The following is a 20,818-nucleotide window of genomic DNA, read 5'->3' on the forward strand; positions in this document are numbered from 1 at the left end:
TTTAGGGTGAGGGGAAGATTACATCTCGCAATACCGCAGAAAACGCTGCAAAGAACTGGAAAGGTGTTTCTGACGATGATGAATGCACCACAGCGTGCGCACCAGTTTCGGGAGCGGGATGGGGATTTCAACCAGCGATCCGGTCTCCAGCTGTTCGGCAATAACGCGCCGGGAAAGACAGCTGATGCCGAGCCCGTGGCGCACCGCGTGCTTGATGGCCTCAGAGTTCCCAAGCTCCATCCCTAACTGGAAATGCGGCAGATGAGAAAGCAGCAGATAATCGACAATTTCACGCGTGCCGGAGCCCTGCTCGCGCAGGATCCACTGCGCCTGCGCCAGGCGCTCCAGCGTCACCTCGCCCTGCAATAACGACGAGGCCGGGGAGGCAAACACCACCAGCTCATCTTCCAGCCAGGGCTCGGCAATAATATCGACGTTATGGCAGGGTCCTTCGATGAGGCCGATATCCACGCGGAAGTCGATCACCGCGTTGATGACGTCCTGGCTGTTCCCCACGCTCATCTCCAGCGGCAGGGTCGGGAAATCCCGGCGGTAGCGGGCAATCACTTCCGGCAGGATGTAGTTCCCGATGGTGCTGCTGGCGTAGACGCGGATCGCGCCATTGTCTTCGCGGAACAGCTGCTCGATTTCGATAGCCTGCTCCAGCAGCGCCAGCGCGCGTGGATAAAGAAGACGACCGTGCTCATTGACCACCAGACGCTTCCCTACCCTGTCAAAAAGCTGAACGCCCAGCTGTCCTTCAAGATCGGTCAACGCCGCGCTGACCGCAGACTGCGAGAGCGCCAGCATTTGTGACGCCTGGGTCGTCGAGCCGCTTTTCAGCACCTCGGCAAACACTTCCAGCTGACGCAGAGTAATGTGCATGGTTGTTTACCACTTATATAGATTGATTATAAGTATATAATCAATTTTATTTTTAAGCCAGAGCGCCGTAACCTTTAGCCAGACAAAGGAGAAGGTTATGTCAGAAATCACCTTACAACATCATCGTACAGTGTGGCACTTCGTGCCGGGTCTTGCGCTCAGCGCCGCAGTGACCGCCGTCGCGCTATGGGGCGGCAGCATCCCGGCCATCGCAGGCGCAGGTTTCAGCGCGCTGACGCTGGCCATTTTGCTGGGCATGGTCGTGGGTAACACCGTTTATCCACATATCTGGAAATCCTGCGACGGCGGCGTGATCTTTGCCAAGCAGCATCTGCTGCGTCTTGGGATCATTCTTTACGGCTTCCGTCTCACTTTTTCGCAGATTGCGGATGTGGGCGTGAGCGGGATCGCCATCGACGTCCTGACCCTGACCAGCACCTTTTTGCTGGCCTGTTTTATCGGCCAGAAAGTGTTTGGCCTGGACAGGCAAACCAGCTGGCTGATCGGTGCCGGGAGCAGTATCTGTGGGGCCGCGGCGGTGCTGGCAACGGAACCCGTTGTTAAAGCCGAAGCCAGTAAGGTGACGGTGGCGGTAGCGACGGTGGTGATCTTCGGTACGCTGGCGATTTTCCTCTACCCGGCCATGTATCCGCTGGTTGCCCACTGGTTTAGCCCGGAAACCTACGGCATCTATATCGGTTCGACCATGCACGAAGTGGCCCAGGTGGTGGCGGCAGGACATGCTATTAACCCTGAAGCCGAAAACGCGGCGGTGATTGCCAAAATGCTGCGCGTGATGATGCTGGCGCCGTTCCTGATTTTCCTTGCTGCACGGGTTAAACAGCTGGCACCGGCGGACAGTAATCAGAAAAGTAAAATCACCATTCCATGGTTTGCGATCCTGTTTATCGTGGTCGCTATCTTTAACTCCTTCCACCTGCTGCCCGAATCGGTAGTGGATATGCTGGTGACGCTGGATACCGTACTGCTGGCGATGGCCATGGCGGCCCTGGGAGTGACTACACACGTCAGCGCGCTGAAAAAAGCCGGTGCGAAACCGCTGCTGATGGCGCTGGTACTCTTCATCTGGCTGATTGTCGGCGGCGGCGCGATTAACCTCGCGGTCCATAGCCTGATGGCATAAACCACTACATCCTTCTCCTGTTAACCCGCTATCATAGGCATTTCGGGTTAACAGGAGTCCCTTTATGAAATATGTTGGAGCGCACGTCAGCGCTGCAGGTGGCCTTGCGAATGCCGCCATTCGTGCCGCCGAAATTGAGGCGACCGCTTTCGCCCTGTTCACCAAAAATCAGCGCCAGTGGCGCGCCGCACCGCTCACCGCCGAGGTGATTGACGATTTCAAAGCTGCCTGTGAGAAGTACCACTACGGGCCAGGCCAGATCCTTCCCCACGACAGCTATCTCATTAACCTCGGGCACCCGGTTGAAGAGGCGCTGGAAAAATCCCGCGAGGCGTTTCTTGATGAAGTTCAGCGCTGTGAGCAGCTTGGGCTGACGCTGCTGAACTTCCATCCTGGCAGCCATCTTATGCAGATCGATGAAGATGCCTGCCTGGCGCGCATTGCCGAATCCATCAACATCACCCTGGACAAGACCAAAGGCGTCACCGCGGTGATTGAGAATACCGCCGGCCAGGGCAGCAACCTCGGCTTTAAGTTCGAACATCTGGCGGCGATTATCGACGGCGTGGAGGATAAATCCCGCGTTGGCGTGTGCATTGATACCTGCCACGCGTTTGCCGCCGGCTATGACCTGCGCACCACCGAGGCAACGAAAAACACGTTTGATGAGTTCGAGCGCATTGTTGGCTTTAAGTACCTGCGCGGAATGCACCTCAACGATGCGAAAAGCGCATTTGGCAGCCGCGTTGACCGCCACCACAGCCTGGGCGAAGGCAACATTGGCCACGATGCGTTTCGCTTTATCATGCAGGACGCCCGCTTCGACGGTATTCCGATGGTGCTTGAAACCATTAATCCGGATATCTGGGCAGAAGAGATTGCCTGGCTGAAGGCTCAGCAAACTGCTGAACAGGCGGCATAAAAAAAGCCGGGTGCGTAATGCGACCCGGCTTTTTTATTATTTATCGCTTACGCTGCTTTTGCCACGACTTCCGCTTCCGGACGTTTCAGCACCGCGTAAGAGAGACCCGCCACCAGCGTACCGGCGACGATGGCCAGCAGGTAGCCCAGTACCGGCGTGATGGCGCCAGGGATCAGCAGAACAAACAGACCGCCGTGTGGTGCCATCAGCTTCGCGCCAATCGCCATGGAGATCGCCCCGGTCACTGCACCACCCGCGATACAGCACGGCAGTACACGCATTGGGTCACGGGCCGCGAACGGAATCGCGCCTTCGGTGATGAAGCACAGACCCAGCACCAGCGCAGCTTTACCGCCTTCCTGCTGCGCTTTATCGAACTTACGACGGGCAATAATCGTCGCCAGGCCGAGCGCCAGAGGTGGCACCATACCTGCCGCCATGATCGCTGCCATTGGCGCGTAGGTCTGGGTACTCAGCAGGCCAACACCAAAGGCGTACGCCGCTTTGTTTACCGGACCACCCATGTCGGTACACATCATGCCGCCGAGAATTGCCCCCAGCAGAACCGCGTTCGCGGTACCCATGGTTTGCAGCCAGTGGGTCAGACCCGCCAGGATGCCTGCAACCGGCTTACCAATCAGGTAAATCATCGCCAGACCGACCACCAGGCTGGAAATCAGCGGGATGATCAGAATCGGCTTCAGCGCTTCCATACTCTGCGGCAGCTTGAGCTTCGAGCTGATGAGCTTCGCGACGTAACCGGCCAGGAAGCCCGCGATAATACCGCCGATAAAGCCGGAGCCGGTGCTTACGGCCAGCATACCGCCGATAAGACCCGGCGTGAGGCCAGGACGATCAGCGATGGAGAAAGCAATAAAGCCTGCCAGGACGGGTACCATCAGTGCGAAGGCGGAACCGCCACCAATCTGCATTAACGCAGCGGCCAGCGTGCCTTGCTCTTTAAACGCGGTAATACCAAATGCGAACGAGAGCGCGATACACAGACCACCCGCAACCACCATCGGCAGCATGTAAGACACGCCGGTCAGCAGGTGACGATAGGCGCCTGCGGACTCTTTCTTACCTTCCGTCGCGGTCTGGCGCGCGCCGGTTGCCTGATACGGCTTCGCTTCCACCAGCGCTTTATCAAACTCCTGCGCAGTCTTTTTCAGCGCCAGGCCGGTAGACGTGCGGTACATTGGCTTACCGGCAAATTTCGCCAGGTCCACTTCGATATCCGCCGCCACAATCACCAGATCGGCTTCAGCCACTTCTTCAGGGGTGATAGCGTTGCCAGCACCGACGGAGCCGCGCGTTTCAACTTTAACCCACCAGCCGCGTTTTTTCGCTTCGGTTTCAATGGCTTCAGCCGCCATAAAGGTGTGAGCCACGCCCGTCGGACAGGCCGTCACCGCAACAATGCGTTTCGGGCCCGTGGCCGCAGCCGGTGCCGTCGCGACGGGCGCGCTGTAAACAGACGCGTGACCTTTCGCTTCGCTCAGGAACAGTTCCGGATGAGCCACCGCGCGATTAATATCGCCCAGCCACACTTTTTTGCCGTTCAGCGCACTGTCAGCCGGGATTTTGTCGCCCAGTACAATGGCCAGTTCGGCATCGCCAGGGTTATCAGTCATCTCGAGATGTGCTTTGTTCGCCGCCGCTCCCAGCAAGGTCTTTGCCATATAGGCGCGAGCCTGTCCGAGACCGGAGTCAATGATCAGCAGCGTTTTCATTATTCCTCTCCTGCTGTTAGTTAAAAGGTTTTAAGTCAACGCGCGCCATCATCGCGGCTAACTGGGTACGATCGGTAATACCGACATTGCTCTGGCTTACGGCCAGGGCAGCAACGGCAGTGGCAAGACGTAAAGTATGTTCACTGGATTCACGCATCAGCAGGCCGTAAATCAGGCCGCCAACCATTGAATCCCCTGCGCCAACGGTACTCACAACTTCCATTGACGGCGGTTTGGCGATCCATTCGCCAGACGCGTTAACCCACAACGCGCCTTCTGCACCAAGCGAGATAACCACGTGAGCGATACCCTGCTCGCGCAGCGCATGGGCAGCGTCAATCACATCTTTTAATTCTGGCAGCTTACGGCCCGCCCAGATTTCCAGCTCGCGGCGATTCGGCTTCACCAGCCACGGCGAGGCTTTCAGACCGGCGACCAGCGCGTCGCGGCTGCTGTCAAAAATAATGCACGGGCACTGGCTGCGAAGGCGCGTCATCCAGTCGGTAAACGCTTCCGGGCTCACGCCGGACGGCAGGCTGCCGCTGACGCACACCATGTCAAACTGACCCAGCCAGGTCAGAGAATCGTTAACAAAACGCTCCCAGTCTGACGGCGTCACTTCGAAGCCAGAAAAGTTCAGATCGGTCACTTCACCGTCTTTCTCAGTCAGCTTAACGTTGATACGGGTACGGCCCTGAACAACCTGAAAACGGTTGGCAATGCCCAGCTCGCTGAACAGCTGCTGGAAACCATCCTGGTTATCTTTACCGAGGAATCCCCCCACGGTGACGTCGATACCGAGATCCTTGAGCACTTTCGCGACGTTAATCCCTTTGCCCGCAGCATGCAGGCCAGTGGTACGCACGAGGTTGACTTCGCCGCGCTCAATTTCCGGGCAAAATCCTACCAGGTCATAAGCCGGGTTCAGCGTAATAGTCGCAACACGTCTGCTCATTATGCGCCCTCCCCCAGACCCGCCGCGATGGCGTCGCCAATCGCTTTCAGCGCCTGTTCAGCATCAGCACCCTGCGCGGTGAAACGCAGACGGTGACCTTTCTTCACGCCCAGCGCGACAACTTTCATCAGACTACGGCCGTTGGCCGGTTTGCCCGTGCCGTCAAGATTCGCCACGGTGATCTCACTCTCGAATTGTTTAATGGTATTCACCAGCATGGTACCCGGACGGGCATGCAGGCCGTGTTCGTTACGCACCACGAACTCCGCAGTTTGCACGTCATCCGTCAGCACATCATCACTGGTCAGCAGTGCCAGCACGGTGGAGGCATCAGCGTTCAGCAGTTTTTCAGCTTTGTTGTTCAGCAACAGGTCGCCCAGACGCTTCAGCACGGAAACCGGCTGTTCATCAGCCATCGCTACGGTCACCAGCATGGCCGCGCGTTCGCCTTCTACGTCAAATGCATTGGCCGCGCGGCTCACGGCGATAGCGCTGCGCAGGTTGCCTTCAGCACTGTCGTTCAGCCAGATACCCTGACCCAGATTCAACGGCTTATCGTTAATCACGCGGGTCACAAAGGTGGCATCCGCCGCGCCGGCTTCTTTCAGACGACCGGCGTTTAGCGCCTGCAGCGTCACCAGATCGGAAGCAACCACGTCCAGCGTCAGCGTTTCATTATCCAGTTTCAGCGCTTCGCTCTGTTTTTCGCCCATCAGCAAGGCGCGCAGCTCTTCCGCTGTGGTGGCGGACTTAAGCTGTTCAGCCACCGCGTCATCACTCAGGACATGCGTCAGCTGACGCAGCAGACCTAAGTGTTCATCGCTGCTGGCCGCGATACCGATAGCCACATAGGCCACCTGACCGTCGCCCCAAAGCACGCCCTGCGGGAACTGATAAACCTTAACGCCGGTTTTCAACACCTGATCGCGGGTGTCGGTTGTGCCGTGCGGAATGGCAATGCCATTGCCGAGGAAGGTTGAGGTCTGCTGCTCGCGGGCCAGCATGCCGTTGACATAGCCGTCCGCGACGTTACCCGCCTGCACAAGCGCAGCGGCAACCTTGCGAATAGCCTCTTCTTTATCCCCGGCCTGAGCGCCCGGGTGGATATCCTGAACAGATAACTGGAACATGGTTCTCCACTCCTGCTGAAATTGAATCGTTTCAGCTTTAATGAGAAAAAATGCGCTAGCCTGCTCCGTTTGTTTAAACAAGATAGCGCTGAAACGTTTCAAAAAGTCTTGCGCTTTCTGCAATACCTTGCAAGTAAACTCGTCTTTCTGATGTCAGAATTTAGAGATACAGCACATTTCTTCTTCGTTCAGCTGAATTTTGCTGAAGTTCAGCAAGTCAGTTTCAGCTAAGGTCAGCCGATGTGGTTGTAAGATGAAATGCCATTTTGATTTTTCGTGGCATCATTGACCGCACCCACTGTTTATTTTTTTGCTGACGGCGTACACTCCGCCCCTCTCTGCTACTCGCTAATTATAAAACATGCATAACACCCCTGCGGCTGCCTCGCCGAAGCCCTTTGATTTAACCTCAGCGGCCTTCCTGATTGTTGCCTTCTTCACGGGCATTGCCGGTGCGTTACAGACGCCGACGCTGAGCCTATTTCTGACAAATGAGGTTCATGTTCGTCCGGCGCTGGTTGGCTTCTTTTTTACCGGAAGCGCCATCATCGGCATCCTGGTCAGCCAGTTTCTGGCGCGACGCTCCGACAGAAAAGGCGATCGTAAAAGCCTGATCGTTTTCTGCTGCCTGCTGGGGGTCATGGCCTGCGTTCTGTTTGCCTGGAACCGCAACTACTTCATTCTGCTCTTCATCGGGGTATTCCTGAGCAGCTTTGGCTCAACGGCGAACCCCCAGCTGTTCGCCCTTGCTCGCGAACACGCGGACCATACCGGACGTGAAGCGGTGATGTTCAGCTCTGTCCTGCGTGCTCAGGTGTCGCTGGCATGGGTGATTGGCCCGCCGTTGGCCTACGCGCTGGCGATGGGTTTTGGCTTTACGGTAATGTACCTGAGTGCCGCTGTCGCGTTTGTGGTATGCGGCGCGCTGGTGTGGTTCTTCCTGCCGTCCATGCGCAAAGAGCCCAAAGTGGCAACGGGCGTGCTGGAAGCGCCGCGCCGTAACCGCCGCGATGCCCTGCTCCTGTTTGTTGTCTGCACGCTGATGTGGGGCACCAATAGCCTGTATATCATCAATATGCCGCTGTTTATTATTGATGAACTGCACCTGTCGGAAAAGCTGGCGGGAATCATGATGGGCACCGCGGCCGGGCTTGAGATCCCGACCATGCTCATTGCGGGCTATTACGCAAAGCGCTTCGGAAAGCGTTTTTTAATGCGCATTGCCGCCTTCGCCGGTCTGCTGTTCTATGTCGGTATGCTGACGGTACATACGCCGGGGCTATTGCTGGCGTTACAGCTGCTGAACGCCGTCTATATTGGCATTCTCGCGGGGATAGGCATGCTCTATTTCCAGGATTTGATGCCGGGCCAGGCAGGCTCTGCCACCACCCTTTATACTAATACCACCCGCGTGGGGTGGATTATCGCCGGCTCAATGGCCGGTGTCGTGGCAGAAATCTGGAACTATCACACGGTATTCTGGATTGCGCTGGTGATGTGTACGCTGACGATTGGCTGTCTGGCGAGGATTAAAGACGTTTAAGGTGCGGTGAGCGCTTCAAGCTCAAGAAGGTACGTCATCGCCTGCTCGCGCGTGCTGCCACACATTTCGGCCGTGGGCTGAAGCCCGGAGCAGACCTTCGGACGCAGCGGTGAGCCAAAGATCATGCACAGGTTGGTTTCAGAGAGCTGAACGCAGCGAGTATTGGCAGGCTTGCCCTCGGGCATTCCAGGAATGGGGCTTGAAATGGACGGTGCAGTACAGCACGCGCCACAATCGGGACGGCAATCCATAAATGCTCTCTTTCGCTGACGATGGCCCGCGTAGTCGGGCATCGCGCGCACAGTAACACCTTTTGCGTATTGATAGCAAAAGCCACGAATTCCACTTGCCTGAAAGGCCGCGCGCGAGTAATTTGGCGCGATATTTTTTACCTCCCGTAAACAGGATTACTGCAATGCCAAGAGCGAACGAAATTAAGAAAGGTATGGTGCTGAATTACAACGGCAAACTGCTGATTGTGAAAGATATCGACATTCAGGCACCAAGCGCCCGTGGTGCAGCAACGCTGTATAAAATGCGTTTCGCCGATGTGCGTACCGGCCTCAAAGTGGAAGAACGCTTCAAAGGTGACGATATTGTCGATACCGTGACCCTGACCCGTCGCTATGTTGATTTCTCCTACATCGACGGCAACGAATACGTGTTCATGGACAAAGAAGATTACACCCCGTACATCTTCACTAAAGATCAGATTGAAGAAGAGCTGCTGTTCATTCCTGAAGGCGGTATGCCTGACATGCAGGTTCTGACCTGGGATGGCGTGCTGCTGGCGCTGGAACTGCCTCAGACCGTCGATCTGGAAATCGTTGAAACGGCACCCGGCATCAAAGGCGCATCCGCCAGTGCCCGCAACAAACCGGCTACCCTGACGACCGGCCTGGTGGTGCAGGTGCCGGAATACCTCTCCGCTGGCGAGAAGATCCGCATCCATATCGAAGAAAAACGCTATATGGGTCGCGCTGACTGATTGCGGCGTTTGTCGGATGGCGGCTTCGCCTTACCCGACCTACAAAACAAAAAAACCGGCTCTCAGGCCGGTTTTTTTGTAGGCCCGGTAAGCGTAGCTCCACCGGGCAACAGAGCTTACAGAAGCTCCGGATACTTCGTCATCTTCAACGCCAGCTCAACGCCGCGCACTTCCGCCATACCTTTAAGACGGCCAATCGCAGAATAGCCTGGGTTGGTTTTCTTACGCAGATCGTCCAGCATCTGGTGGCCGTGGTCAGGACGGAACGGAATAGGACGCACATCGCCAATCTGCTTGCGACGCGCCTCTTCGGCCAGAATGGCGTCTACCACCGCCACCATATTCACATCGCCGCCCAGGTGAGCCGCCTCGTGGAAGGTTTTTGGGTTCTCTTCACGGCAGGTCGCGCGCAGATGCGTAAAATGAATGCGGTCGCCGAAGGTTTTAATCATCCGCACCAGATCGTTATCTGCCCGCACGCCGTAGGAGCCGGTACACATGGTGAAGCCGTTATAGATGCTGTCGACCGTCTCTTTCAGCCACTGCATATCTTCAATTGTGGAAACAATGCGCGGCAGGCCGAGAATGGGACGCGGTGGATCGTCCGGGTGCACGGCCAGGCGAACCCCTACCTCTTCCGCAACCGGCACGATAGCGCGCAGGAAATACGCCATGTTTTCACGCAGCTGGTGCTTATCAATATTGCCGTATTCCGCCAGGCGGGCGCGGAACTGATCCAGCGTATACCCCTCTTCGGCACCCGGCAGGCCCGCAATAATATTACGGGTCAGCTTTTCGATGTCCGCGTCGCTGGCTGCATTGAACCATTCGAGTGCCTGCTGCTGCTCTTCCGCGGTGTAATCCGCTTCAGCGCCAGGCCGTTTCAGGATGTGCAACTCGAACGCTGCAAAGGCAATCTGATCGAAACGCAGCGCTTTTGAGCCGTCCGGCATCTGATATTCGAGGTCGGTTCGCGTCCAGTCGAGGATGGGCATGAAGTTATAGCAAACCGTATCAATACCGCAGGCCGCGAGGTTACGAATGCTCTGCTGATAGTTAGCAATCCAGGTCTGATACTCCCCGGAATGGGTTTTGATATCTTCATGAACAGGAATGCTTTCCACCACAGACCAGGTTAATCCCTTCTCCGCCAGCAGCGCCTGACGCGTCTGTATTTCCTCTACCGGCCAGACCTGACCGTTAGGAATATGATGCAGCGCCGTGACGACACCCGTTGCGCCAGCCTGACGCACATCATCAAGAGAAACCGGATCGTTCGGCCCGTACCAACGCCAGGTTTGTTCCATTGCCTCACCCTCTTAAGTTGTTATACCAATATGCATTACCGCAATGACGACTACCATACATGTTTACCGTGAAGGGTCAATACACCGCCACACATTGATTGATCAAACTCACATAACGGGGATATTTACGGCTCACCAATTTTATTTGCTGTCATATAACTTTACACTGGCATTGTTAATTAATGGTTAATCAGGTGTGTATCTCATGAAGACAATTGCCTCTACCGTCCTTCCTGCCGGGGTTCAGCAACCTCGCTACGATCGCCAGTCATTACGCTCCCGCATCGTTCACTTTGGCTTTGGCGCGTTTCACCGTGCGCACCAGGCCTTGTTAACAAATAGGGTGCTGAATGAAAAAGGCGGCGACTGGGGGATTTGTGAGATTAGCCTGTTCAGCGGCGACGTGCTGATGAGCCAGCTGCGCGCGCAGGAGCATCTGTTCACCGTGCTGGAGAAAGGGGCTGATGGAAATGAGGCGATTATCGTCGGCGCCGTCCATGAGTGCCTGAACGCAAAGCTGGACTCCCTGCCCGCCATTATTGAGAAATTTTGCGAGCCTCAGGTCGCGATTGTATCGCTCACCATCACGGAAAAAGGCTATTGCATCGATCCCGCGACCGGAAAACTCGATCTGAATAACCCCCGGATCGTCCACGACCTTGAAAACCCCTCAGAGCCACATTCTGCCCCAGGGATCCTGGTCGAAGCGCTCCACCGCCGCCGCGAGCGCGGTTTGCCTGCGTTTACCGTGCTCTCCTGCGACAACATCCCGGATAACGGGCACGTGGTCAAAAACGCGGTGCTGGGCATGGCGCAAAAGCGTTCCGCGGCGCTGTCTGAATGGATTGATAGCCACGTGAGCTTCCCGGGAACGATGGTTGACAGAATTGTTCCCGCCGCGACGGAAGCATCGCTGGCGGAAATCACCGACGCGCTCGGCGTTGAAGATCCGTGCGCCATCAGCTGCGAACCGTTTATTCAGTGGGTGGTGGAAGATAATTTTGTCGCAGGCCGTCCCGAGTGGGAAGTGGCGGGTGTCCAGATGGTGCAGGATGTTCTGCCGTGGGAGCAGATGAAATTACGCATGCTCAACGGCAGCCACTCTTTCCTGGCGTATCTGGGGTACCTCGCGGGCTACGCGCATATTAATGAATGCATGGAGGACGCGGCGTTCCGTGAAGCCGCCCGTCGGCTGATGCTGAACGAGCAGGCCCCCACGTTACGGATTAAGGATGTCGATTTCACCGCCTACGCCGATAGCCTAATTGAACGCTTTGCCAACCCGGCCCTCCAGCATCGGACCTGGCAAATCGCGATGGACGGTAGCCAGAAGCTGCCCCAGAGAATGCTTGACGGGATCCGCGTTCATCTTGAGCGAAATACGCCGTGGCCGCTGCTGGCTCTGGGCGTGGCCGGCTGGATACGCTACGTCAGCGGTATCGACGACCGTGGCAATGCGATTGACGTTCGCGATCCCCTCAGCGATAAAATCCGCGCCATCGTCAACGCCAGCAGCGACGCCGACCGCGTTAACGCGCTGCTGGGGCTGAGTGAGGTCTTTGGTCACGATCTCGCACAAAACAGCGTCTTTGTGGAGACTGTCCGCCAGGCATACCAGCGCATTATCCGCAACGGCGCACGTCAGGCTGTTATCGAAACGTTAAATATTTAACGATTATTGCGCTTAACGCGAACGGATGAGGCCTCCGTTCGCCCTTCCCCTTCTCACAGGTCACGTTTTTCGCCAGGATAGAGAGAATAGTGTTATAGCATCACAATTCTCATCTGGAGCGCACGTGACCAAAACCAACCTCATCACCGGTTTTCTCGGCAGCGGTAAAACCACCTCAATTCTCCACCTGCTGGCGAATAAAGATCCGGCCGAGAAGTGGGCCGTACTGGTCAATGAATTTGGCGAGGTGGGCATTGACGGCGCGTTGCTGTCATCCAGCGGCGCGATGATTAAAGAGATCCCCGGCGGGTGCATGTGCTGCGTCAATGGCCTACCTATGCAGGTCGGCCTAAATACCCTGCTGCGTCAGGGCAAACCTGACCGCCTGCTGATTGAACCTACCGGGCTGGGTCACCCTAAGCAAATCCTCGATTTACTGACCGCCCCGGTTTACGAGCCGTGGATCGATTTGCGCGCCACCCTGTGCCTGCTCGATCCGCGTCAGCTTCTGGATGACAAGGCGGTGGCAAATGAGAACTTCCGCGATCAGCTCGCCTCCGCTGACGTTATTGTCGCGAATAAAGCAGATCGCGCCACGGCTGAAAGCCAGGCCGCGCTGGATGCGTGGTGGCAACATTTTGGCGGCAATCGCACGCGGGTGCAGACCACCCAGGGGAATATTGATAGCGCCCTGCTTAACCAGCCTCGTCTGAACCGCACCGAGCTGCCCGCCAGCGCGGAGCATTCGCACAGTCATCCGGTTAAACAGGGTCTGGCAGCCCTGAGTCTGCCGGAACACCAGCGCTGGCGTCGTAATCTGAATAGCGGCCAGGGATATCAGGCCTGCGGATGGATTTTTGATGCTGAAACCGTTTTTGACACCATCGGGATCCTGGAGTGGGCCCGTCTTGCGCCCGTCGATCGCGTGAAAGGGATCATGCGCACCCCGGACGGACTGGTGCGGATCAACCGCCAGGGCGACGATTTCTTTATTGAAACGCAAAACGTGGCGCCGCCTGACAGCCGTATAGAGTTAATTAGTGCGGTTAACGCCGACTGGAATGCCCTCCAGTCCAGTCTGTTGAGGATTCGTTTAAGTTCGGGCGGCTAACGTTGCCCCAGTTTTAACTCTATGCAGAACGTTATGACAACTCGATTTCCCCTGATATTACTGCTTAATGTCGCCGGTCTGGCGCTTTTCTTCTCCTGGTATATCCCGGCAGATCATGGTTTCTGGTTCCCACTGGATTCTGCCATTTTTCACTTCTTCAATCAGGAGCTGGTGAAGAGCAACGCGTTCCTGTGGCTGGTGGCAATTACCAACAACCGCGCCTTTGACGGCTTCTCGCTGCTGGCGATGGGCTGCCTGATGCTCTCTTTCTGGCTGAAAGAGGACAAAGCCGGGCGTCGGCGTATTCTGATTATCGGTCTGGTGATGCTGCTGTTTGCTGTCGTCATTAACCAGCTGGCCACCGCGATTATTCCGGTTAAGCGTTCCAGCCCAACGCTCTTTTTCACCGATATCTATCGCGTCAGTGAGCTGCTGCATATTCCAACAAAAGATGCGTCGAAGGACAGTTTCCCTGGCGATCACGGCATGATGCTGCTTATTTTTTCCGCAATTATGCTTCGCTATTTCGGCAGAAAAGCGTTTGCCATAGCCCTGATTATTTTTGTGGTTTTTGCCTCCCCGCGCGTAATGATTGGCGCTCACTGGTTCACCGATATTGCCGTCGGTTCGCTTTCCGTGGCGCTGATTGCGCTGCCGTGGTGTTTGATGACCCCACTGAGCGACAGGATAATAGCGCTGTTCGATCGCTATCTTCCCGGCAGAGCGCAACAACAATTAAACAAATAACTAACCTAAATTAACGTGAGCTATCAGGGATCGACATGATCCCCGATAGCCTTTCCGCCACGATCTTTTCCCAGCGTCATATTCTTGTCATCACATTCATGATAAAAATGAAGCAATTGCGCGATAAAGCCTCGGTTCTGACCGCATTTTAAGCAATTACGAATTTTTACTTTCTGTATCACATTTTCTTATAAAAAAAAGGCTTTTTTTTCTCGCAATACCCCAGGCAATCGGTTAATCTCGAACTCGTTTTGCCCCATAGAGATAATTATTTCGCTGGCGAATAATTTTGTGCGCTGTACCACAAATGTGACCAGAAAGAATTGTCTCAATGTGAACAGATAATTAGTCTCGTCACGTTTGGCATTTTTATAACGATATTTGTCGTTAAGGACTTCAAGGGAAAATAAACAAAATGGTCAAATCTCAACCGTTTCTGAGATATATCTTACGGGGGATCCCGGCGATAGCAGTCGCGGTACTGTTGTCTGCATGTAGTACATCGAACACCGCAAAGAATATGCATCCTGAGACGCGTGTTGTGGGAATGGAAGATTCCTCGTCACTGCAAGCCTCTCAGGATGAATTTGAAAATATGGTACGTAATCTGGACGTGAAGTCCCGCATTATGGACCAGTATGCTGACTGGAAAGGCGTGCGTTATCGTCTTGGCGGCAGCACAAAAACAGGTATTGATTGTTCCGGTTTTGTACAGCGTACATTCCGCGAGCAATTTGGGTTAGATCTTCCGCGTTCAACCTATGAACAGCAGGAGATGGGCAAGTCGATTTCACGTACCAAACTGCGCACCGGTGATCTAGTCCTGTTCCGTGCCGGTTCTACAGGTCGACATGTTGGCATCTACATTGGTAATGACCAGTTCGTACATGCCTCCACCAGCAGCGGTGTCACCATTTCCAGCATGAATGAACCGTACTGGAAGAAGCGCTACAACGAAGCACGCCGCGTACTGACCCGCAGTTAATATGACTATCGTATCGTTGGTTATCCCTTGGCTGGCGATATGATGAAAAAAAGCACTGCTTCGGCAGTGTTTTTTTTTGCCCGTTACACTGAATACATCCAGCGGCATTTCAGGAATTACGACGTCTATGTTCACCCGCTATTTCTCCAGCAATCGCAAGATACTGATCCTCAGCATCATCACAGGCCTGATCGCCGCCCTGCTCCTGGGTTCGTTGCAATTTTTCTGGAGCTACCACAAGCGGGAAGTCAAATTCGACACCCTGATCCACGATGTGAGCATCTATATGGAGAGCTATTTCGATGAGTTAAAAAATTCTATCGATGTGCTCCAGCCGCTCACGTTAAACAATTGCCACGACGTAAATCAGGAACTCACTTCGCGCGCTGCCTTTAGCGTTAACGTTCGCGCATTCCTGCTGGTCAGAGACAAAATGGCGTTCTGCTCTTCTGCTACGGGTCCGATGAATTCCCCAATGGAGGAGCTGATACCTGAGCTGCACATCGACAAACAGATTGATATGGCGTTGCTTCCCGGCACTCCGATGTTGCCCAACAAGCCCGCCATTGCCATCTGGTACCGTAACCCGCTAGTGAAGGACGGCGGCGTATTTACCTCAGTGAATCTCAACCTGACGCCTTACCTGCTCTACACGGCTCGCCAGGACGAATTTGCCGGCATCGCCATCATCATTGGCGATCATGCGCTGTCAACGCGGTCCAGCATGCTGGTCAACGCGCACGATCTTCATGAAACGCCGGCCCGTACCGCAACGCTGAAAGACGTTCCCCTGACCATAAATCTGTATGCGGACGCCTGGACCAGCGATGAAATTCTTTACGCCCTGTTCTTCGGGCTGGTATGCGGCATTTGTGCCGGCTCGCTCAACTACTATATCCTCAGCATTCGCCTCAACCCGGGTAAAGAGATTTTAAGCGCGATTAAGCGCGGCCAGTTTTATGTAGTCTATCAGCCCGTCGTCGATGCTAAATCGCTCCAGATGACCGGGCTGGAAGTACTGATGCGCTGGAAACACCCGACAATGGGGGAAATTCCGCCCGACGCGTTTATCAATTTTGCCGAAGCGCAGAAGCTCATTGTCCCGCTGACGCTGCATCTTTTTGACCTTATCATTCACGATGCTCCCGTGTTACAAACGCTGTTACCTCCGGGCGCAAAGGTGGGCATCAACATCGCGCCGGGGCATCTGCATGCGGAAAGCTTCAAGGACGATATGCGCACCTTCAAAGCGTTACTGCCGCCAGATTACTTCCAGATCGTGCTGGAAATTACCGAGCGCGATATGCTTAACCATCGGGAAGCCAACAGCCTCTTCGAATGGCTGCATAACGAAGGGTTTGAAATCGCCATTGATGATTTTGGTACCGGCCACAGCGCGCTGATTTACCTTGAGCATTTCACCATGGACTACCTCAAGATAGACCGCGGATTTGTTAATGCGATAGGGACTGAGACGGTAACGTCGCCGGTGCTGGATGCCGTTCTGACGCTGGCAAGACGACTGAATATGTCGACCGTCGCCGAAGGGGTAGAGACACCGGAACAGGCCGCCTGGCTGCGCGAACACGGCGTTAATTTCCTGCAGGGATACTGGATTAGCCGCCCGATGCCGCTGGCGCAGTTCCGCGAATGGCGGCCTGATATTTCGGCCGAGGGTGATTAATTTCACATTGCCCGTGACGTCACTTATTATTCAGCTTAACCGAGCCGGTCTGTAAAGAGGGAGCTGCCGCGAGATGCTTATGCGCTTTATGTTGCTGATGTTGGCATTCACGAGCCTGTCCAGCCAGGCGCAAGCCATCAAAGAAAATATCGCCTTCGCGGTGATTGGCGAGCCGAAATACGCGGTCAATTTTACGCACTTCGATTACGTCAACCCTGCCGCGCCGAAGGGCGGAAAGGTCACGCTTTCCGCCACGGGAACCTTCGACAACTTCAACCGCTTCGCCCTGCGCGGCGTGGCGGCCGCGCGGACGGAATCGCTTTACGATACGCTCTTTGTCACCTCCGATGACGAGCCCGGCAGCTACTATCCGCTTATTGCCGAGAACGTGCGTTACGCCGATAACTTCGCCTGGGCGGAGATCTCCCTTAACCCTCGAGCTCGTTTTCATGACGGTACGCCGGTTAAGGCCAGCGACGTTGCGTTCACCTTTCATAAATTTATGACCGAAGGCGTTCCCCAGTTCCGCATCGTGTATAAAGGCGCGTCGGTCAGAGCCATTGCGCCGCTTACCGTGCGCATCGAGCTGAGCGAACCAAATAAAGAGAACATGCTCAGCCTGTTCTCGCTGCCGGTGATGCCGGAATCGTTCTGGAAAAACCACAAGCTGAGCGACCCGCTTTCCACGCCTCCTCTGGCTGGCGGCCCCTACCGCATCACCGACTGGCGCATGGGGCAATATGTCGTCTATTCCCGCGTCAAAGACTACTGGGCAGCCAATCTGCCGGTAAACCGCGGACGCTGGAACTTCGACACCCTTCGCTATGATTACTACCTTGACGATAACGTGGCGTTTGAAGCGTTCAAAGCGGGGGCCTTCGATTTACGGGTCGAGAGCAGCGCCAAAAACTGGGCGACCCGCTATATCGGCAAAAATTTCGCCAAAGGCTATATCGTCAAAGACGAGCATAAAAATGAGTCTGCGCAAGACACGCGATGGCTGGCGTTTAATATTCAGCGTCCGGTATTTAATGACCGCCGGGTGCGGGAAGCCATCTCCCTGGCCTTTGATTTTGAGTGGATGAACAAAGCGCTGTTTTACGGGGCTTACAGCCGCGCCAACAGCTATTTCCAGAACACGGAATATGCCGCGCGCGATTACCCGAAAGCCGACGAGCTGATTCTGCTGGCCCCCCTTAAAGCAGAGGTACCGCCAGAGGTGTTTACAACGGTGTTTCAGCCGCCGGCTTCAAACGGTGACGGTTACGACCGCGACAACCTGCTCAAAGCCAGCAAGCTGCTGGATGACGCGGGCTGGCATCTGAAGAATCAAAAACGTGTTGATGCCAAAACGGGCAAGCCACTCAGCTTTGAGCTGCTGCTCTCGTCCGGGGGCAACGACCAGTGGGTGCTGCCGTTTAAGCACAATCTTGAGCGGCTGGGCGTGACCATGAACATTCGCCAGGTGGATAACGCGCAGATCACCAGCCGCATGCGCAGCCGTGATTACGACATGATGCAGCGCCTGTGGCCCGCCCAACCATGGCCCAGCTCGGACCTGCAAATCTCCTGGGCCTCCAGCTACATCGACTCCTCGTACAATGCGCCGGGGGTAAAAAGCCCGGCGATTGACGCGCTGATTGCGAAAATCGTGGCGGCGCAGGGGGATAAAGAAAAGCTCCTGCCGCTCGGGCGCGCCCTCGACAGGGTCTTAACCTGGAACTACTACATGCTGCCGATGTGGTATATGGGTGAAGATCGCCTTGCGCGCTGGGATAAGTTCTCCGTGCCTGCCGTGCGCCCTGTCTACTCCCTGGGCTTTGATACCTGGTGGTATGACGTTAACAAAGCCGCCAGACTTCCCGCTGAGCGGCGATAAGGAATCATCATGGGTGCCTATCTTATCCGTCGTCTTCTGCTGGTCATCCCCACCCTGTGGGCCATCATCACGATTAACTTTTTTATCGTGCAAATTGCTCCCGGCGGCCCGGTCGATCAGGCGATTGCCGCCATTGAATTTGGCAACAGCGGCGGCATGCCCGGCGGCGGCGGCGGTGAAGGCATGGGCGCAAGCCATGCGCGAACCGGCGTAGGGAATATCAGTGAAAGCCATTATCGCGGCGGACGCGGGCTGGATCCGGAAGTGATCGCCGAGATCACCCACCGCTACGGCTTTGACAAACCGATTCACGAGCGCTATTTCAAAATGCTCTGGGATTACATCCGCTTTGATTTTGGCGATAGCCTGTTTCGCAGTGCGTCAGTGTTAACGCTGATCAAGCAAAGCCTGCCGGTTTCGATCACGCTGGGGCTGTGGGGAACGCTGATTATCTATCTGGTCTCTATACCGCTTGGGATCCGCAAAGCGGTGTATAACGGTAGCCGCTTCGATATCTGGAGCAGCACGTTCATTATCATCGGCTATGCCATCCCGGCGTTTCTGTTTGCCGTCCTGCTGATCGTCTTTTTTGCCGGGGGAAGTTATTTTGACCTCTTCCCGCTGCGGGGGCTGGTCTCCGCCGATTTCAGTTCCCTGCCGTGGTATCAGAAAATCACCGACTACCTCTGGCATATCACGCTGCCGGTTCTGGCCACGGTCATCGGCGGGTTTGCGGCCCTGACCATGTTGACCAAAAACGCCTTTCTCGATGAAATTCGTAAGCAGTACGTTGTTACTGCCCGCGCCAAGGGCGTGAGCGAGAAGCAGATCATGTGGAAACACGTGTTCCGCAACGCCATGCTGCTGGTAATCGCCGGGTTTCCGGCCACGTTCATCGGCATGTTTTTTACCGGCTCGCTGTTGATAGAGGTCATGTTCTCGCTCAACGGACTGGGGCTGCTGGGCTATGAGGCTACCGTATCGCGCGATTATCCGGTGATGTTTGGCACACTCTATATTTTCACCCTGATTGGCCTGCTGCTGAATATCATCAGTGATATCAGCTATACGCTGGTCGATCCCCGAATCGATTTTGAGGGCCGCTGATGCCGCGTTTAAGCCCCGTCAATCAGGCCCGCTGGGCCCGTTTTCGCCACAACCGCCGCGGCTACTGGTCGCTGTGGATTTTTGCCGTGCTGTTTGCCTTAAGCATGTGTTCGGAGCTGATCGCCAACGACAAGCCGCTGCTGGTGCATTTTAACGATCGCTGGTACGTGCCGGTCATCGCCAGCTACAGCGAAAGCGACTTTGGCGGCCCGTTCGCGACACGGGCGGAATATCAGGATCCGTGGCTTCGCCAGCAGATTGAGCAGCACGGCTGGGCGCTCTGGGCGCCGGTGCGCTTTGGCGCAAACAGTATAAACTTCGCTACCACGGCCCCCTTCCCTTCCCCGCCCTCCGCGCAAAACTGGCTGGGAACGGATGCTAACGGCGGCGACGTGCTGGCACGCATCCTGTACGGCACGCGAATATCGCTTCTCTTTGGGCTGATGCTGACGCTCTTCTCCAGCGTGATGGGCGTTGTGGCGGGCGCCGTTCAGGGTTACTACGGCGGGAAAATTGACCTGTGGGGCCAGCGTATCATCGAAGTCTGGTCTGGTATGCCAACGCTGTTTCTGATCATCCTGCTTTCCAGCGTCGTACAGCCCAACTTCTGGTGGCTATTAGGCATCACCGTCCTGTTCGGCTGGATGGCGCTGGTCGGCGTGGTGCGGGCGGAGTTTCTGCGCACCCGCAATTTCGACTATATCCGCGCGGCGCAGGCGCTTGGCGTTAGCGACCGGAGTATCATCTTCCGCCATATGCTGCCTAACGCCGTGGTGGCAACGCTCACCTTCCTGCCGTTTATTCTGTGCAGCTCCATCACCACCCTCACCTCGCTGGATTTTCTCGGTTTCGGGCTACCGCTGGGTTCCCCGTCGCTTGGCGAACTGCTGCTGCAGGGTAAGAACAACCTCCAGGCGCCGTGGTTAGGCATCGCCGCCTTTCTTTCCGTGGCCGTGCTGCTGTCGCTGCTGATTTTTATTGGCGAAGCCGTGCGGGATGCCTTTGATCCGAACAAGGCGGTATAAG

Annotated in this window: 18 protein-coding genes; 12 read left to right on the plus strand and 6 right to left on the minus strand. The window is 55.7% G+C overall.

The annotated features are described in order from the left end of the window. Positions 1–18 precede the first annotated feature (18 nt). The gene (gene yieE / locus ACW9E7_RS13230) at positions 19–885 is read right to left on the minus strand and encodes a DNA-binding transcriptional regulator YeiE (protein ID WP_047346566.1); all 867 of its coding nucleotides are present in this window, start codon (positions 883–885) and stop codon (positions 19–21) included. Between the two features lie 97 nt (positions 886–982). Between yieE and ACW9E7_RS13235 the strand changes: the two genes are divergently transcribed. Both ACW9E7_RS13235 and nfo read left to right on the plus strand, forming a co-directional pair. Continuing rightward, complete coding sequence (locus ACW9E7_RS13235; RefSeq protein WP_458727898.1) at positions 983–2,029, plus strand: YeiH family protein; 1,047 nt, start codon at positions 983–985, stop codon at positions 2,027–2,029. A gap of 64 nt (positions 2,030–2,093) precedes the next feature. Then, a complete protein-coding gene (gene nfo, locus ACW9E7_RS13240; protein ID WP_104950504.1) occupies positions 2,094–2,951 on the plus strand; it encodes a deoxyribonuclease IV in 858 nt (285 codons plus the stop codon). 47 nt (positions 2,952–2,998) lie between these two features. On the opposite strand, the gene fruA is transcribed toward nfo, so the two are convergent. From fruA to fruB, 3 genes are read right to left on the minus strand one after another with little or no spacing between them, the layout of a single operon-like run. Next, positions 2,999–4,684, minus strand: a complete 1,686-nt coding sequence (fruA, locus tag ACW9E7_RS13245; protein ID WP_127731692.1) for a PTS fructose transporter subunit IIBC — start codon at positions 4,682–4,684, stop codon at positions 2,999–3,001. A 16-nt stretch (positions 4,685–4,700) separates the two neighbouring features. Further along, entirely contained in the window at positions 4,701–5,639 is a 939-nt protein-coding gene (gene fruK / locus ACW9E7_RS13250) for a 1-phosphofructokinase (RefSeq protein WP_008500936.1), read from the minus strand. Beyond that, positions 5,639–6,769, minus strand: coding sequence for a fused PTS fructose transporter subunit IIA/HPr protein (gene fruB, locus ACW9E7_RS13255; RefSeq protein ID WP_271368643.1), 1,131 nt, complete (start codon positions 6,767–6,769; stop codon positions 5,639–5,641). The genes fruK and fruB overlap by 1 nt, the downstream gene beginning before the upstream one ends. Before the next feature lie 361 nt (positions 6,770–7,130). Between fruB and setB the strand changes: the two genes are divergently transcribed. Beyond that, the gene (gene setB / locus ACW9E7_RS13260; protein WP_458727899.1) at positions 7,131–8,312 is read left to right on the plus strand and encodes a sugar efflux transporter SetB; all 1,182 of its coding nucleotides are present in this window, start codon (positions 7,131–7,133) and stop codon (positions 8,310–8,312) included. Here the strand turns inward: setB and ACW9E7_RS13265 are convergent. Further along, positions 8,309–8,563, minus strand: coding sequence for a YkgJ family cysteine cluster protein (locus ACW9E7_RS13265; protein ID WP_136195582.1), 255 nt, complete (start codon positions 8,561–8,563; stop codon positions 8,309–8,311). The two genes, setB and ACW9E7_RS13265, sit on opposite strands and share 4 nt — an antisense overlap. A gap of 164 nt (positions 8,564–8,727) precedes the next feature. Here ACW9E7_RS13265 and yeiP point away from each other — a divergent pair, with 164 nt between their 5' ends. Further along, a complete protein-coding gene (yeiP, locus tag ACW9E7_RS13270) occupies positions 8,728–9,300 on the plus strand; it encodes an elongation factor P-like protein YeiP (RefSeq protein ID WP_008500940.1) in 573 nt (190 codons plus the stop codon). Between the two features lie 116 nt (positions 9,301–9,416). Here the strand turns inward: yeiP and uxuA are convergent, their stop codons facing one another. Continuing rightward, the gene (gene uxuA / locus ACW9E7_RS13275; RefSeq protein ID WP_458727900.1) at positions 9,417–10,607 is read right to left on the minus strand and encodes a mannonate dehydratase; all 1,191 of its coding nucleotides are present in this window, start codon (positions 10,605–10,607) and stop codon (positions 9,417–9,419) included. 205 nt (positions 10,608–10,812) lie between these two features. On the opposite strand from uxuA, the gene ACW9E7_RS13280 reads away from it, so the two are divergent. From ACW9E7_RS13280 to ACW9E7_RS13315, 8 genes are all read left to right on the plus strand, one after another. Then, on the plus strand, positions 10,813–12,279 hold the full coding sequence (locus ACW9E7_RS13280; RefSeq protein ID WP_458727901.1) for a mannitol dehydrogenase family protein: 1,467 nt from the start codon (positions 10,813–10,815) through the stop codon (positions 12,277–12,279). 124 nt (positions 12,280–12,403) lie between these two features. Next, positions 12,404–13,390 carry a CobW family GTP-binding protein gene (locus ACW9E7_RS13285; protein ID WP_458727902.1) on the plus strand — a complete coding sequence of 329 codons (987 nt, stop codon included), beginning with the start codon at positions 12,404–12,406 and terminating at the stop codon, positions 13,388–13,390. A gap of 33 nt (positions 13,391–13,423) precedes the next feature. Further along, positions 13,424–14,137, plus strand: a complete 714-nt coding sequence (locus tag ACW9E7_RS13290) for a phosphatase PAP2 family protein (protein ID WP_458727903.1) — start codon at positions 13,424–13,426, stop codon at positions 14,135–14,137. A gap of 415 nt (positions 14,138–14,552) precedes the next feature. Further along, positions 14,553–15,122 carry a bifunctional murein DD-endopeptidase/murein LD-carboxypeptidase gene (gene mepS, locus ACW9E7_RS13295; RefSeq protein WP_008500946.1) on the plus strand — a complete coding sequence of 190 codons (570 nt, stop codon included), beginning with the start codon at positions 14,553–14,555 and terminating at the stop codon, positions 15,120–15,122. A gap of 127 nt (positions 15,123–15,249) precedes the next feature. Beyond that, positions 15,250–16,806 carry a cyclic di-GMP phosphodiesterase gene (locus ACW9E7_RS13300; RefSeq protein WP_111965304.1) on the plus strand — a complete coding sequence of 519 codons (1,557 nt, stop codon included), beginning with the start codon at positions 15,250–15,252 and terminating at the stop codon, positions 16,804–16,806. A gap of 73 nt (positions 16,807–16,879) precedes the next feature. After that, positions 16,880–18,685, plus strand: a complete 1,806-nt coding sequence (locus ACW9E7_RS13305; protein ID WP_136195441.1) for an extracellular solute-binding protein — start codon at positions 16,880–16,882, stop codon at positions 18,683–18,685. 9 nt (positions 18,686–18,694) lie between these two features. Continuing rightward, the gene (locus tag ACW9E7_RS13310; RefSeq protein WP_143345334.1) at positions 18,695–19,792 is read left to right on the plus strand and encodes a microcin C ABC transporter permease YejB; all 1,098 of its coding nucleotides are present in this window, start codon (positions 18,695–18,697) and stop codon (positions 19,790–19,792) included. Continuing rightward, a complete protein-coding gene (locus ACW9E7_RS13315; protein ID WP_133294830.1) occupies positions 19,792–20,817 on the plus strand; it encodes an ABC transporter permease in 1,026 nt (341 codons plus the stop codon). The genes ACW9E7_RS13310 and ACW9E7_RS13315 overlap by 1 nt, the downstream gene beginning before the upstream one ends. The last annotated feature ends 1 nt before the right edge of the window (position 20,818 follow it).

The sequence above is a fragment of the Enterobacter sp. H2G27 genome, assembly GCF_054403075.1.